General features: G+C 41.9%; 9 protein-coding genes, 2 pseudogenes and 1 riboswitch. All 11 genes and pseudogenes read left to right on the top strand.

Features of this window, described 5'->3' with window-relative positions; translation table 11 throughout:
* Positions 1-106 precede the first annotated feature (106 nt).
* The 11 genes and pseudogenes from CVD19_RS02635 to CVD19_RS02680 all read left to right on the top strand — a co-directional run bounded on the left by CVD19_RS02635 (position 107) and on the right by CVD19_RS02680 (position 15,657).
* Entirely contained in the window at positions 107-1,042 is a 936-nt protein-coding gene (locus CVD19_RS02635; RefSeq protein WP_101580327.1) for a diacylglycerol kinase, read from the top strand.
* Positions 1,043-1,449: 407 nt separating this feature from the next.
* On the top strand, positions 1,450-2,001 hold the full coding sequence (locus tag CVD19_RS02640; RefSeq protein WP_101580388.1) for a cysteine hydrolase family protein: 552 nt from the start codon (positions 1,450-1,452) through the stop codon (positions 1,999-2,001).
* A gap of 72 nt (positions 2,002-2,073) precedes the next feature.
* A complete protein-coding gene (locus CVD19_RS02645) occupies positions 2,074-3,540 on the top strand; it encodes a nicotinate phosphoribosyltransferase (RefSeq protein WP_101580328.1) in 1,467 nt (488 codons plus the stop codon).
* A gap of 199 nt (positions 3,541-3,739) precedes the next feature.
* Positions 3,740-5,878: a DNA helicase RecQ gene (gene recQ, locus CVD19_RS02650; protein ID WP_101580329.1), complete on the top strand. Its 2,139-nt coding sequence runs from the start codon at positions 3,740-3,742 to the stop codon at positions 5,876-5,878.
* 235 nt (positions 5,879-6,113) lie between these two features.
* The gene (gene rlmD, locus CVD19_RS02655; protein ID WP_101580330.1) at positions 6,114-7,493 is read left to right on the top strand and encodes a 23S rRNA (uracil(1939)-C(5))-methyltransferase RlmD; all 1,380 of its coding nucleotides are present in this window, start codon (positions 6,114-6,116) and stop codon (positions 7,491-7,493) included.
* A 270-nt stretch (positions 7,494-7,763) separates the two neighbouring features.
* A complete protein-coding gene (locus tag CVD19_RS02660; protein ID WP_101580331.1) occupies positions 7,764-8,261 on the top strand; it encodes a DUF1456 family protein in 498 nt (165 codons plus the stop codon).
* Between the two features lie 28 nt (positions 8,262-8,289).
* A pseudogene (locus CVD19_RS02665) lies at positions 8,290-8,845 on the top strand (M48 family metallopeptidase).
* A gap of 1,605 nt (positions 8,846-10,450) precedes the next feature.
* A pseudogene (locus tag CVD19_RS25775) lies at positions 10,451-10,615 on the top strand (HAMP domain-containing protein); the annotation flags it as partial.
* Complete coding sequence (locus CVD19_RS25780) at positions 10,607-11,554, top strand: methyl-accepting chemotaxis protein (protein WP_374702859.1); 948 nt, start codon at positions 10,607-10,609, stop codon at positions 11,552-11,554. The pseudogene CVD19_RS25775 and the gene CVD19_RS25780, both read left to right, overlap by 9 nt.
* Before the next feature lie 499 nt (positions 11,555-12,053).
* Positions 12,054-12,878 (top strand): formate/nitrite transporter family protein, encoded by an 825-nt coding sequence (locus CVD19_RS02675; RefSeq protein ID WP_101580333.1) that lies wholly within the window; start codon positions 12,054-12,056, stop codon positions 12,876-12,878.
* Between the two features lie 559 nt (positions 12,879-13,437).
* Positions 13,438-13,522, top strand: a riboswitch (cyclic di-GMP riboswitch).
* A gap of 158 nt (positions 13,523-13,680) precedes the next feature.
* Positions 13,681-15,657: a methyl-accepting chemotaxis protein gene (locus tag CVD19_RS02680; protein WP_101580334.1), complete on the top strand. Its 1,977-nt coding sequence runs from the start codon at positions 13,681-13,683 to the stop codon at positions 15,655-15,657.
* Positions 15,658-15,791: the final 134 nt, after the last annotated feature.

The raw sequence follows: 15,791 nt of genomic DNA on the forward strand, positions 1-15,791 counted from the left end.
AAGATTTCATAGTCCAATGGAATGATCGAAGAAATTGCCTGGATGAAAAATTTGAGTTATGATGTTAAAAGATGGAATTCATGATTTATAAATAGGATGATGAAGCATGAAAAGAGCAAGAATAATTTATAATCCTACTTCAGGGCGTGAAGTTTTCAAACGCAGCCTTGCCGATGTTTTAGAACGGCTTGAAATTGCGGGATATGAAACTTCCTGCCATGCGACTACAGGTGAAGGGGATGCCACAAGAGCAGCGAGGGCAGCCGTTGAGCGCCGCTATGACCTGGTCATCGCTGCAGGTGGAGACGGAACGATAAATGAAGTTGTAAACGGTATTGCCGAGCAGGAGTACCGGCCGAAAATAGGCATCATTCCGACAGGCACGACGAATGATTTCGCACGCGCAGTCCAAATCCCCCGCGATATACATGCCGCGGTGGACATTATTGTAAAAGGCGAATCAATCCCGGTTGATGTCGGCAGGATTAATGATAAATACTTTATTAACATCGCTGGCGGAGGAAGGCTGACAGAGCTAACCTATGAGGTGCCGAGCAAGCTCAAAACGATGCTTGGCCAGCTTGCCTATTACTTAAAAGGAATGGAGATGCTGCCATCACTTCGTGCGTCAGAGGTAAGCATTGAGTACGATGGCAAGCTGTTTGAAGGGGAAGCGATGATGTTCCTTGTCGGCCTGACGAACTCGGTCGGCGGTTTTGAAAAGCTCGCGCCGAATGCTTCGATAAATGACGGCCTGTTCTCGTTGTTGATCTTGAAAAAGACAAACCTCGCTGATTTTATCCGGATTGCGACACTGGCAATCAGGGGTGAGCATATCAACGACCCTTGCGTCATATATACACAGGCAAACCGCATTAAAGTCCATTCAAAAGAAACGGTCCAGTTAAATCTTGACGGCGAATACGGGGGGAACCTGCCCGCAGAGTTTGAAAATCTGTTCCGCCATATTGAAGTGCTTGTGCCGCTCGACCAAATCCGGCCCGAAGACCGACCGGAAAATCTTCATGCTGCGGCAGAATAAGCTTGTTTAGTCCACTCTATATTAGGGTGGATTTTTTTAATGGGCTGAAAGTGTTGATGACTCCTTTTTAGGGTGGATTTTTTAGCGGGCCGAAACTGTTAATGGCTCCTTTTTGTTCCAAATAAATACAGCTCCCGGGAATATAATCGAGGTTACCGGGAATAAATAGACACTTACCGGGATAATAAATTGAGTTAGTGGGATTATCTTTTGAGTTACCAGGATTAAAAGTGAAGTTAGCCTCCATTTGAACTGAAATTATGACGTTATTCCTTATTAAGAGGGCCGAAAACCTCATTATTTTTCTTCCCCACGAAAAAATGGAATTTTTTTTGAGCAAAAATTTGCCTTCTCCCCTTCGTTTGAAGAAAATGAAAGTAAATAATAGGATGGGAGCTGAGTACTTAATGAAAAACAAGGCTTTAATCAACATCGATTATACCCACGATTTCGTGGCAGATGCCGGTGCTTTGACATGTGGGCAGCCTGGACGGGAAATTGAAGGGAAAATCGTAAGCCTGACGGATCAATTCATCAACAATGGTGACTATGTTGTGTTCGCGATTGATGTCCATGATGAGGGGGATGAGTTCCATCCGGAAACAAAGCTGTTTCCGCCCCACAATATCAGGGGAACAGAAGGCAGGGACCTGTATGGCAGCCTGGAGGAGCTCTATCAAAAGAATAGGCATCTTGAAACGGTACATTATATTGATAAAACGAGATACTCAGCTTTCGCGGGAACCGACCTTGAAATAAAACTGCGTGAACGCGGAATTACAGAAGTGCACCTGGTGGGTGTCTGCACCGATATTTGTGTATTGCATACAGCCGTTGATGCCTATAACAGGGGATTTAAGATCATTGTTTATAAAGATGCGGTCGCTTCTTTTAACCAGGCTGGCCATGAATGGGCACTTGGCCACTTCGAAGGGGCAATTGGTGCAGAGGTCAGGTAACGCTGGCCGGCCAATTTTGATTGGGCAAGTGGTATCGAGGTAATCTGACCGGCAAATATGGAGGTAAAGCTCATGAACGGGAATTACAAAGACAACAGCTTAATGCTGCATACGGACCTTTATCAGATTAATATGATGGAAACTTACTGGCGGGATGGTATCCATAACCGAAAGGCTGTTTTCGAACTATTTTTCCGAAAACTTCCTTTTGGCAACGGTTATGCGGTCTTTGCCGGATTGGAGCGAATTGTCCACTTCATGCAAAATTTTGGATTCACCGAAGACGATATCACCTATTTGCGGGAAGAAGGATATGAGGCAGACTTTCTTGAGTATTTGCGAAACCTGCGCTTTACGGGGACAATCCGATCGATGCAGGAAGGGGAGGTTGTCTTCGGCAGCCAGCCATTAATCCGGGTGGATGCGCCGCTTGCGGAGGCACAGCTGATCGAGACTGCGTTGTTAAACATCGTCAACTACCAAACCTTGATCGCCACAAAGGCATCACGGATTAAGCAAGTAGTCGGCAATGAAGTCGCGATGGAATTTGGGACAAGGCGCGCACAGGAAATGGACGCAGCGATTTGGGGAACACGGGCAGCCTACCTCGCCGGATTCGATTCGACGAGCAATGTCAGGGCAGGGAAGCTGTTCGGCATTCCGATTGCTGGAACGCACGCCCATGCGATGGTTCAGGCATATAGGGATGAATATGAAGCCTTCCTCAAGTATGCCAAGTCCCATAAGGACTGTGTGTTCCTCGTCGATACGTATGATACGCTCAGGTCAGGTGTGCCAAATGCGATCCGGGTCGCAAAAGAGCTGGGTGATAAAATCAATTTTATCGGCATCCGCCTGGACAGCGGCGACCTGTCCTACCTTTCAAAGGAAGCCCGGAAGATTCTTGATGAGGCTGGTTTCCCAAATGCGAAAATCGTCGCATCCAGTGATTTGGACGAGTATACGATCATGAACCTGAAAGCCCAGGGAGCAAAGATCGATACCTGGGGTGTCGGGACGAAGCTGATCACCGCGTTCGACCAGGCAGCGCTTGGCGCGGTTTATAAACTAGTGTCGATTGAAGATGAAAACGGAGAAATGGCTGATACGATAAAAATTTCCTCCAATCCCGAAAAAGTGACAACACCAGGGAGGAAAAAGGTCTACCGGATCATTAATAATTCGAATCTGCGTTCCGAAGGGGATTATATAGCCCTGGAGGAAGAAAATCCCCAGAATGAAGAACGGTTGAAAATGTTCCATCCGACCCACACATATATCAGCAAATTTGTGACAAATTTTACCGCACAAGAATTGCACCATGCTATCTTCGTGGATGGGTCGCTCGTGTATAAGCTCCCAGAGCTTGATGAGATCCGGCGGCATGTAACAGTTAGCCTCAGCCTGTTATGGGACGAGTATAAACGCTCGCTCAACCCGGAGGAATATCCGGTTGACCTGAGCCAAAAATGCTGGGACAACAAAATGCGAAACATCGAGGAAGTAATAGACAAAGTTGCGGAAATAACCCGGGAATAAATAGGATTCCATGGGGATTGAGGAAGGCTTGTACTGGTAATTCGGGTGCAAAGCCTTCTTTTATTTTGTTGGGTTTTCTGCCCGCTGCTGCAACAGTGGGCCTGATTATGCTAAAATAATACTGATAAGTTAATTCCACGTTTCATGCCTCACAACCCATCCCTCATCAACAAATTCAAACAGGAAGGAGCCCTCCACATTGCTTCAAAAAGCCACTGAACTTTTGCAATCCCATTTTGGTTATTCGTCATTCCGCAGCGGCCAGGAACAGGTGATCACGTCCGTCCTGGAAGGAAAGAATACGGTTTGTGTTATGCCGACAGGCGGAGGCAAATCGATTTGCTATCAAATACCGGCGCTGATGATGCCTGGTACAACCCTTGTCATATCACCGCTCATCTCGCTCATGAAAGATCAAGTCGATACGCTGCTCCAGCATGGAATCCCAGCGGCATTCATCAATAGTTCCCTTAGTGCCCGAGAGGCAGCAGAGCGGATGGAAAACGCGGTTCAAGGCAGGTACACGCTTCTATATGTTGCCCCGGAACGCCTTGAATCCCGGGATTTTATGGACATGCTGACACGTATCAATATTCCGCTTGTTGCGGTAGATGAGGCGCATTGTATATCGCAATGGGGCCACGATTTTCGCCCGAGCTATTTGCACATTGCGAACATGGTGGACAGCCTGCCAGGCAATCCTGTTGTACTAGGGCTGACAGCAACTGCGACACCAAGGGTCAGGGAGGATATCTGCGATTCTCTTCAAATTTCATGCGCCGATTCGGTTCTGACCGGGTTTGAACGGGAGAATTTATCATTTTCCGTCATTAAAGGCCAGGATAGGCTCGCTTTTTTAAAGAATTACGTAAAAAAGAACAGTAACGAAGCAGGAATTATCTACGCAGCTACCAGAAAAACGGTCGACCAGCTTTATGAGTGGCTGTGCAAGGAAAACATTCATGCCGCCCGTTACCATGCCGGAATGAATGATGACGACAGAGCCGCAGAACAGGAACGGTTCCTTGCCGATAAAGCATCTGTCATGGTCGCTACTTCTGCTTTTGGGATGGGCATCGATAAATCCAATATTCGGTACGTCGTCCACTACCAACTTCCGAAGAACATGGAGAGCTATTATCAGGAAGCGGGGCGTGCCGGCCGGGACGGGCTCGCCAGCGAGTGCATCCTGCTTTATTCCTCGCAGGACATCCAAATCCAGCGGTTTTTAATAGACCAGTCAACAGAACAGGCCCGGATGGGGCAGGAACTGGAAAAGCTGCAATTGATGGCCGATTACTGCCATACCGAAAACTGCCTTCAGGCTTATATCGTCCAGTACTTTGGCGAACATGAAGCAGAACCTTGCGGGCGTTGCGGCAATTGCACGGATTCCCGTTCAAGCGTGGATGTCACTAAAGAAGCACAAATGGTACTGTCATGCATTATCCGGATGGGCCAAAAATTCGGGAAATCCATCACTGCCGGGGTGCTGACCGGATCAAAAAATAAAAAAATCATCGACCTTCATTTCAACCAGCTGTCCACGTATGGAATAATGAAGGAACAAAGTGCCAAGCAGGTGAGCGAGCTTATCGAATTTCTCATCTCACAGAACCTGATTGGTGTTGAGCACGGCGCATACCCGACCATTTTTGTTGCGCCGCCAGGCAGGGAAGTGCTGACCGGAAAACAGCAGGTTTTCCGGAAAGAAGCCGTTCAAATCAGCCAGGTTTCTAATGATGATCCATTGTTTGAAGAATTAAGAATGCTAAGGAAATCCATCGCGGAAGAGGAAAAAGTGCCGCCGTTTGTAATTTTTTCAGATACTTCATTAAAAGATATGTGTGCCCGCCTTCCACTCACAACAGGGGAACTCCTTCAGGTCAGCGGGGTAGGCCAGCATAAGCTTGAGAAATACGGGGAAGCGTTTCTTAAGGTAATTATTTCATATTGCCATGCCCATCCTGAAAGGGAAGCGGTTTTGGCACCGGCCAAGGCTCCTGCCAAACCAGCTAAAAAGGCAGTCACCGATTCACATCTTGAGACTTACAAGCTGCACCAGGAGTCTTTATTGGTAAAAGAAATTTCGGCAAGGAGGGAACTTGCCGAGAGTACCATTGAAAATCATTTAATCCAATGCATCCAAAGCGGTATGGAGGTGGATTTTTCACTTCTCATCCCTGCTGAACATTTGCCGCTGCTCGAAAAAGCGGTTGCTGAAGCTGGTCGGGACAGGCTGAAGCCGATAAAAGAACTGCTTCCGGATGAAGTTTCATATTTTATGATCAAATCCTATCTATATTTGTCCCGGAGGAAGGTTGCAGTGGAAGAATAATGATAAGATTTATCATGCTGCAGAGAAGAGTAACGATTAGGCGGGATCCCAGGGGATTCCGTCTTTTGCTGTGAACAACCAAATGAAAGGGCGCCGAGCAAGGCGCCAATGGCTTGCCTCTGCAACATAGGGAGTCACTATTGTTTCTAAACGAGAATTTGGCTTTTTCGCATTGGCCTGGACTTTGTGTTACAATTTTTCCTAACCAAAACGTTAAGTGCAAAGGACGGACCGTATGAGCAAAACAATACCAGTAAAGAAGAATGATTACATAGATGTGGTGTTTGAAGATTTAACCCATGATGGAGCGGGTGTGGCCAAAGTCGATGGATATCCCATTTTTGTGCCCGGGGGGCTCCCAGAAGAAAAAGCTAAAATAAAAGTCGTCAAGGTAAATAATGGATACGGGTTCGGCCGGTTGATTGAAATCCTGGAAAGAAGCCATTTCCGTGTTGATGTGGAGCCGGGTGATACCCACAAATATGGGGGCACCCAGCTTCATCACATCAGTTATGAGGGCCAGTTGAAGTTTAAAGAAAATCAAGTACGGCAAGTGCTCTCCAGGATTGGAAAGCTTGAGGACGTCAAGATCCATCCGGTTTTAGGCATGGAACACCCATGGCATTATAGGAACAAGGCACAGGTACCTGTAGGTGACAAGGACGGCAAGCTCATTGCCGGTTTCTTCAAACCGCGCAGCCACGAAATCGTCGATACGAACGAAAGCCTGATCCAGCTTCCCGAAATAAATGAAGCCGTGCAGGCAGTGAAGGAGATTTGTAGCGAGCTCGGCATACCGGCTTATCATGAAGAAACCCACAAAGGTGTGCTTCGCCACATCATGGCACGTTATGGAAAACAAACAGGGGAGCTCATGGTCGTCATTGTCACCAGAACCGCCGACATTCCCCATAAAAACAAATTGGTGGAGGAAATCGCCGCCCGCCTGCCAAAAGTGAAATCAATTGTGCATAACGTAAATTCGAAACGGACGAACGTCATTTTAGGAGATAAAACAAAGGTGCTTTGGGGGAATGAAGTCATCTATGATTACATTGGTAATGTGAGGTTTGCAATCTCAGCCATGTCGTTTTACCAGGTAAACTCCGACCAGACGAAAGTACTTTATGATAAAGTACTCGAATACGCAGGATTGACAGGAGAAGAAACAGTCATTGACGCCTACTGCGGCATCGGGACGATTTCCCTGTTCCTCGCCCAGAAAGCAAAAAAAGTGTACGGCGTTGAAATCGTCCCTGAAGCAATCGAGGACGCTAAACGGAATGCTGAACTAAATGGAATCGCCAATGCCGAATTTGCAGCTGGTGCGGCGGAAGCAGTTATCCCGAAATGGTATAAAGACGGCATTAAAGCCGGCGTCCTCGTCGTAGATCCTCCGCGGAAGGGCTGTGACGAAGCACTGTTGCAGACGATTATCGAGATGAAACCGAAGAAGGTTGTTTATGTCTCATGCAATCCTGCAACACTAGCCAGGGACTTGCGGATCCTTGAAGACGGAGGGTACAGAACGGTTGAAGTGCAGCCTGTGGATATGTTTCCGCAAACCACGCATGTGGAAGCGGTCAGTAAACTGATTTTGAAAGAAGGCAACTAATCCTTTTGGGGAGTTGCCTGTTTTCTTTTATCCGATTTTACGAAAAAGTATTGGATTAATCGAATGTCCTTGTGGCTTTGTTGGCACTGTATTAGGGTGCTAGGCATCAATAGTACAAGCTGCAATAAGGGAGTATATAGGATTATAAAAATAAAAGCGTGGAATTTCTAACTGCATGTGCGTATTATTATCATGAACAAGATGCAAGATTGAAATATAATCCTTTTTCTTAGAAAGGACAGGCACTCATTTTAAGATAGGAGGTATATTGTGGATAATAATGATATATTAATTCGACTAAGATATGCAATGGAAATAAAAAATAAAGAAATGGCAGAGATATTTAAACTTGGCGGCGTGGATGTAACCGTGCCAGAAGTAATAAACATTCTCACAAAATCAGACGAGTATGATGTAGAAAGTAGCGAACAAATAAAATGTAATAACAGTATGTTGGATTCATTTTTAAATGGTTTTATTATTTTTAAAAGAGGAAAACAAGAGCCTAAACCAGGACAGCCTGATACGCCAGAACCGTCCACTAATAAAAGTGCAAATGTTAATAATCTCCTGTTAAAGAAAGTGAAAATAGCATTAGCATTAACTACTGAGGATATGCTGGATATATTCGAACTAGCAGGAATCACGGTTTCAAAAGGAGAACTTGGCGCTTTACTAAGAAAAGAGGGGCATAAGAATTATAAAGAGTGCGGAGATAAATACGCCAGGAATTTCTTAAAAGGGTTGGCTGTCAAATACAGGGGATAATGCATTAAAGAAGCTCACAGGTGATCACATGATACATACCTACTTCGGTGAAACAATACGCTTTGAAATCAAGTACAAAAATCGAACATCTATAGGAATTACGGTAGATAGTTTTAGAAATATTGAGATTCAGGCTCCAAAAGAGACACCTGATGATAGAGTGGTTCAGATAATAGAGGTAAATTGGGATCTTATTCAGCAAAAATTAAAAGAAATGAAAGATAGACTGCTTGGGCCACAGGAAAAGGTTTATGAGTATAGTGACAGTTTTCTTTATTTAGGAAACACCTATCCAATACAGATCTTACAAGATATCAATATAACGCAAGAACATGTAGTGTTTAAAGATCTCGGATAGCAAAACCACCTGGGGGACCTGTGATTCAAAACTGCAGTTAACATTTAATTGGAGACTGGCAACGGCACCACGGGAGGTAATCGACTATGTAGTTGTTCACGAAATATGTCATATGGTTCATCTGAACCACGACCGATCCTTCTGGCGCCTTGTAGGAAAAATAATGCCTGATTATAAGGAAAAGGAAAACTGGTTAACTTTATCAAGTTGGAAAATGACTGTTTAGCAATCCCATTATGCAAATTTAACAAAAAAATAGATTGAAAATGGTACCTTCCCTTTACACAAAAGTATTTTTGAGAGGCACCTTTTTTATCAGAACAGTTAATCATTGCCGGAAGGAATAACTCACCAGCACCCTTTGTGTTTCCACATACACTCTGGACATTGTGAAGTGGTAGCGAAAATCGTATTGCAAATAGTCAAAGAGAAGTGCCTGTACTCCTAAATGTTGAACAACTTTCAACAAATCATGGGAGTGGTAGGGTACTTTTTTGTTTGCCTCTGGAAAAAATTTGTAGTTTAAAATAGGTAATTTATTAAAAATTCAAACGAAAATATCCGATATAATCTTTACGGGGTTGGGTCTTAATTCTTAGGGTCTAACGTCTATGATTGCCGGGTTATCGAAAAGCCCTTGCAATAAACAACATAGTTAGCGCGACCCGGCAAGGGCCCTTATTTTCTCGAAAGGATAAGCTTTATTACTAACAAAAACATTAGAAGAACGAGATGATGTGGACTTTAACAACTTTATAAACCGAATTAGGCGGCACTAAATGTTATTATTTGTCACAAAAAAAGAACCAGTGTTATTAGTCGCAAAAATCTATGAAGTAAATATTTATGAGGATGCTTATAGCCATAGAGCAAAATTTAAAGGAGTTTATTTATGAGCCATTCAAGGAAACAGATAAAGAACATTATAAATTTTAACTTTGGTACTAAAATAGCCGTGATAACGATTGTAATTATTATCGCAACAGTTTTCAGTTTATCTGCTTTCAGTTATAAAGCTCAAGAGTCGGTGATACATAACCAAATGACATTGGAAGTAAACGAAAATGTGGCCAAACTAGTATCTGATTATGATTCTTACCATCAAACCGTCGAAATTTTAAAAGAAAGCTTGAAAAACAATAATTTGAAATTGGCCCAATCTGTCAGGGAAATCCTTAAAGGCCGCGATAGCTATTCTACAGGGGAGCTTTCTGCTTTAGCGAAACAAATTGGTGTTTCGGAAGTGAATGTTATGAATGATAAAGGAATTATGCAATTTAGCAGTAATCCTGATCTTATCGGTTATCAATATGATTCATCCGACCAATCCAAACCCTTTATAGAGGCAATAAAAAACAAAGGTTTTGAACTTGCGCAAGAACCTTCTGTTCGTGGTGCGGATAAAAAAATGTTCATGTATATTGGTGTTGCACGTCAGGATAAACCGGGAATGTTTCAAATCGGCATGGAACCTCTGGAATTCCAGAAAGTTGTTGATTCCGTAAATCTACAGGATACAGTAAAAAAATATTCTTTTCAAAAGACAGGGTTAACTTTTATTGCCAACCCCCAAGGAGTTATAATCGCTCATCCACAAAAGGATTATATCGGAAAAAATCTAGACAATCTATCTTTTGGGGGGCTCATTGCTTCAGATGGTAAGGGAGATTTTCAGTATGAAGACGAGGGGAAAATAAAATATTTGGCCTTCGATCGCACTTCTGATGGAACTCTTATTGCGGCTGCGGTGGAAACCGATGATTACTTGGCCTCTTTAGATAAGTTAATGTTTAACCTGATTCTTACTGGATGTATTATTCTTCTGATTTCAATGTTCTTTATTTTGTATTATTCACGGAGGAACATTACAAAACCGATAACAGAAATTCAAAGTGCCATGAAAGAAATCGCAGAGGGCAATTTAAGACAGGAATTTCAGTCGAATCGAAAAGATGAAATTGGCAAGATGTTCAATTACTTGAATGAAATGACTAATAGTCTTCGTGAATTAATTAGCAAGATTGCGGATAACTCAGATCAAGTCGCAGCTTCAGCAGAAGAATTATCTGCAAGTGCTGAACAGACAGGAAAAGCAACAGAACAAATTGCCACTACAATTCAGGAAGTTGCTGCTGGTTCTGATAAACAAATACAAGGGGTAGAAGAAGGTTCTAAAATCATCAGTCAACTGGCCGTTGGTGTTCAACAAATTGCTGATAATGGCCATAGCATTAATCTTGCTGTAGCTGATACTCTGGAAAAGGCGACAGGCGGAGAAAAGAGTATTCAATTGGCAATCAAACAAATGAATACAATTAGTGATACGGTTAATAATCTTTCACAAACAGTCAAAGTATTAGGAGAACGTTCAAATGAGATCAGCAAAATTGTACAGGTAATTACAGATATTTCTTCCCAAACGAACCTTCTTGCTTTAAATGCTGCTATTGAAGCTGCCAGAGCAGGAGAACACGGTAAAGGATTTGCAGTTGTTGCTGATGAGGTGCGTAAATTAGCAGAACAGTCCTCAAGCTCAGCCCAGCAGATTGCTCAACTGATCATAGCAATTCAGGAAGAAACGAACAAGACGACCCAATCTATGGAATATGCTACGAAAGAAGTGAATGAAGGGATAGGAATTGTAAACATAGCTGGAGAATCATTTGAACAAATTCAGCATTCTGTAAACGAAGTAGTCGCTAAAATTGAGCAGGTACAATCTGTTATTGAACAAATTTCAGAGTCGACAGAGCAGGTTGTTGAATCGATTAATATTATTGCAGAAGTAGCAGAAATTTCTGCTGCTGGCACGCAAAATGTATCAGCAGCCACGGAAGAACAATTAGCTTCTATGGAGGAGATTTCTGCTTCTGCAGCTTCATTAACAGATATGGCTGAAGAATTACAAAAAACCATAGGGAAATTTCAAGTTTAAAAGAAGAAGTTGTAAATCGGATTTAATTAAAAAAATTGACGTGCCTACCCTCTAATGCTCAACAAGTGTCTATGAATCCGGCATTGAACAAGGGGAAGCCAGATAAACTCATCAACATCCCTGGTGTTGCCACATAGATTCCACACGTATTGAGTGTGTCTCGAACATGATTTTAAACTGTGTTAAGACAAAAAGATATAGCAGGAACCCGATAAGAGGTTACCTGCTTCTTTTAACATGTTGGGGCAGCGATTTGACAGTGCAATGGGTATTTGAAGAAACATAACTAAAATATACGACCTAAAAACAATTGACAAATTAAATAATAAATCATAGAATTTTTCTTTATCTTAATAGAGAATCTAGCAAAGAGCGTATGCATAGCAAAGGCCTATTAATTTATTCGATCTGGTTATAAGTCGAAATATAAAAAGTTTTAGCTAGATAAAGAGCTATCTTGTGCTGGTTTTTTATTTATTTACGATATCAGGGGGTTAAAATGTCTTATCATACACCACAGAAAATTGCGGAATTGTCAATTGAATCAGGTTTTAGAAAAGCAAAAATGTCTATACCAACTATGCTTATCTTAGGTTTTCTTGCCGGGGCTTTTATTGCAATGGGGTTTCTTCTTTACGTCCGATTAACAGGGAATATGCCTAAAGACTGGGGTTCATTTACTACTTTTTTAGGTGCTGCGGTCTTTCCAATTGGAATTGTGCTCGTGTTACTTGCAGGCGGTGAGTTATTAACAGGTAACATGATGACTTTACCAATGGCGTGGTTTGCAAAAAAAATTACTTTCACGGAGATTGTCAGGAACTGGTTCTATATATTAATTAGTAATTTTATTGGTGCTGTCTTTGTTGCTTACTTTTTCGGCCATGTCGTTGGTTTAACTGAAACTGGGCCATATTTAAATCAAACTGTTACTATTGCACAAGCAAAGCTTAACGATACTTTTATGCAAGCCTTCATTTCCGCAATTGGCTGCAACTGGCTTGTTGCATTGGCTATATGGATAGCAACTGGAAGCCAGGATTATGCAGGGAAAATTATGGGTGTATGGTTTCCGATCATGGCTTTCATAGTCATTGGCTTTCAACACGTTGTTGCGAATATGTTTATCATACCGGCTGCGATCTTTGCAGGGGAAGTCACTTGGATGGAATACACGCCCAACTTTGTTGCCGTACTTCTGGGAAACATAGTTGGCGGTTCAATTTTTGTTGGACTTGCATACTTTACGGTCTATAATTCCCATTTACATAGACATGTGGTAGCTAAGCAAAAACATCCTGAAAAACGGATAATTAATCTTTAATAACTACCCCTTTGTACTGCAATTTATATAAAAATATTATTAATTACACAACTAACATCCAATTAACTCGCAATCCCTCTTGTTGCCATGTTGAGTGTGCCTCCCATTTATGATAAAAGAAGGTAACTGACCGTAAATTCTTCACCAGCACCCCTCTGCGTTGACCAATACACTCTGGACATGTGGAAGCTGTGAGTTGCTTAGTCAAGCGGTGATATATTACCGTTTCTTATAATTACCTTGAATACTGTTTATTGCAGAAAGAAGTAAAACTGAGTATAAGTGTGCAGAGGTCTCTCTGCGCATTTTTTTATACCCATGATTAGCCCGGAGATCGATAAATACCAGAAACTTTTTATTACTAATTTCCACCAATTCCGCACTGTGATTGAAAAAAATATTCAACGGAGAGAATATCATATAGTAATATTGATTCAGGCAAAGTATAATATTAAAACAAACCAGTAGGTAAAAATACTTAAGCACCAGGGGGAGTTTGCGGGTTTTAATGTTTGTTTTACTCCATTAAGATTTTTTCTTATACAAATATTTCATTTTCTTACGATAATGGCAAACCTGCCAAAAGACAGGGACGCAAAGCCACAGGCCTAAGACAGAAATGTTATGGCGGCTGGGTTACCGAACAAGATGGTTTTATTTCCTATAAGTAAATCCACCTTTTTTTGGTGGATTTTTTTATATCCATCGAAGCGTGGGGACGGTTCTCCTGCTTGCTTGGAAGCAAAAGAACCGTCCCTATGCTTCAAAAAATTTTATAACATCTGGAGAGTGACATAAGGTAATGAGGTTGGTTGTTAAAAACACGATAGTGATCAGTTTATTGATTACAATATCCATGATAAGCATTTCTGCATTTGGATATATGAAAGCAAAGGATTTTCTATATGAAAGATTTCAGGAACAAGCATACAGTGAACTTGAATCGGTGAAAGCGAATATAGATATATGGATCAAAGGTAAACAGGAAACAATGGAATACATAGCTGAAGCGGATGAATTAAAAACAAGTGACGTCAATAAGGCAGACGCTTTAGGTGCACGGATCGCCAAAAGGATGGATAATCCGGATGCATTCGCCTTTATGAGTGCGGAAGGTTTCTTATATTTGGGGGGAAATAAAATACCGGTCACTGACTTTGAACACTATAAAGGTGGCATGGACAAACTTACAAAAACATACAATCCAGTTCCTTCGGCAACCCCAAGTTTGAATGGGGCACCGATCGTATTATCTTCATCACCAGTTTATGGTGCAATTGGAGAGGTTGTTGGAGTTGCATCAGGAGGCAATCAAATCGAAAGCCTGATGAATATTATCTCTAATGTAAAAATTGGGGATAGTGGATACGTCACGGTCTTTACCGGCGATGGAACCATTGTGGCAGGTCAAAAGAAAGAGGATGTCCTTAAAAAGAAAATTGCAGATTATGAAAATAGTGACCTGGACAAATTGGTAGCACAAAGCATGAATGGCAAGACGGGCGCGATCGAAACAAACTTTAACGGGGAAGATAATCTGATTTTTTATGGCAAAGCGAAAGAAATGGATTGGGGCATCATGATCTCCGTGCCTGTGAAGGAAGCATTTGCCGATGCAAAGTCATTGTTGAATTACTTTGTGATTATTACATTTGTCTTTATCCTGTTAAGTGCAGTCATCAGTTATATTATTAATTTACGCTCCTTAAAACCAATAAATGAAGTTAATGAAAAACTAGCTGAATTGGCAAATAACGAAGGCGATTTGACTCAAAGATTAAGAATTAAGAGCAAAGATGAAGTCGGGAATCTGGCAAAAAACTCTAATTCTTTGCTGGATAGCTTGCAGGATTTAATTGGCGGCATTCTCCAAAAAGGAGAAGTTGTTGCAGAAAACACTTCTGTCCTGTCGGAGCATGCTGAAGAAATGGTGCAATTATCGGGTGTCGTTACAAAGAACGTCCAAGTTGCAGCAGAAATATCTACAGAACAAGAAATAGGAAACAAAAAGAATTTGCAATCAATTAACGGGATAACGCAAAGTGTATCAGGGATAAAAGATTATTCTTTATTGGTTTCCGAGAAAACAAAGAAATCTTACAAGGAAGTTGAGAAAGCGAATGAGGATGTTATAGCATTGTTGAATCAAATGTCTGTTATACAGGACTCGGTTCGCAATTCTTCCGACATTGTAAGGAAATTGGGTAATCGCTCTGTCGAAATTGGAAATATCGTTGAATTGATCACCAGAATCTCACAACAAACAAATCTGCTTGCGTTAAATGCTTCCATTGAGGCAGCCAGGGCTGGCGAACATGGAAAAGGATTTGCTGTCGTTGCTGAGGAAGTTAGAAAGCTGGCGGAGGAATCTGCGCAATCAGCTAAGCAAATTTCCGAGCTTGTAAATGAGATACAAACAGACACGTCCAATGCGGTTGTGGAGATTGAAGCTGGAACAGGCCAATTCGGGACTGGTATGGAAAAGTTGAAAGATGTAAATGGAAGTCTGCAGGATGTATACCACTCATCTAAAGAGTCTTCAAATGAAGTGGACAAGATATTTATAGAAATCGAAAAACTGCTTTCAAAAGTAGAAGATGTGGAACGGGTGATAAATGATAATTCGCAGAAATCTATGGACTCTACTAAATACATCCGTGAAGTTGCCGCTTCTTCAGAAGAACAGCTATACTCTATTCAAGATATTAAAACATCAATTGAAAAAACCGCCCAATTCGCCGAAGAATTAAGTGTTTTATTGAACCGGTTCAAAATATAGAAAAAGGGGCCTGACCCCCAGTGAGTTAGTGAATTAACGTACTGGGGGGCGGGGCTTTTTGGACTAATAAGAGAATTTAAAATTTTCAGATTTGTTTTCAAATGCCTTAACAGAATGATGTAGCTTTTGTTTAT

It is taken from the genome of Bacillus sp. T33-2, from assembly GCF_002860205.1.
Lineage (GTDB): Bacteria > Bacillota > Bacilli > Bacillales > Cytobacillaceae > T33-2.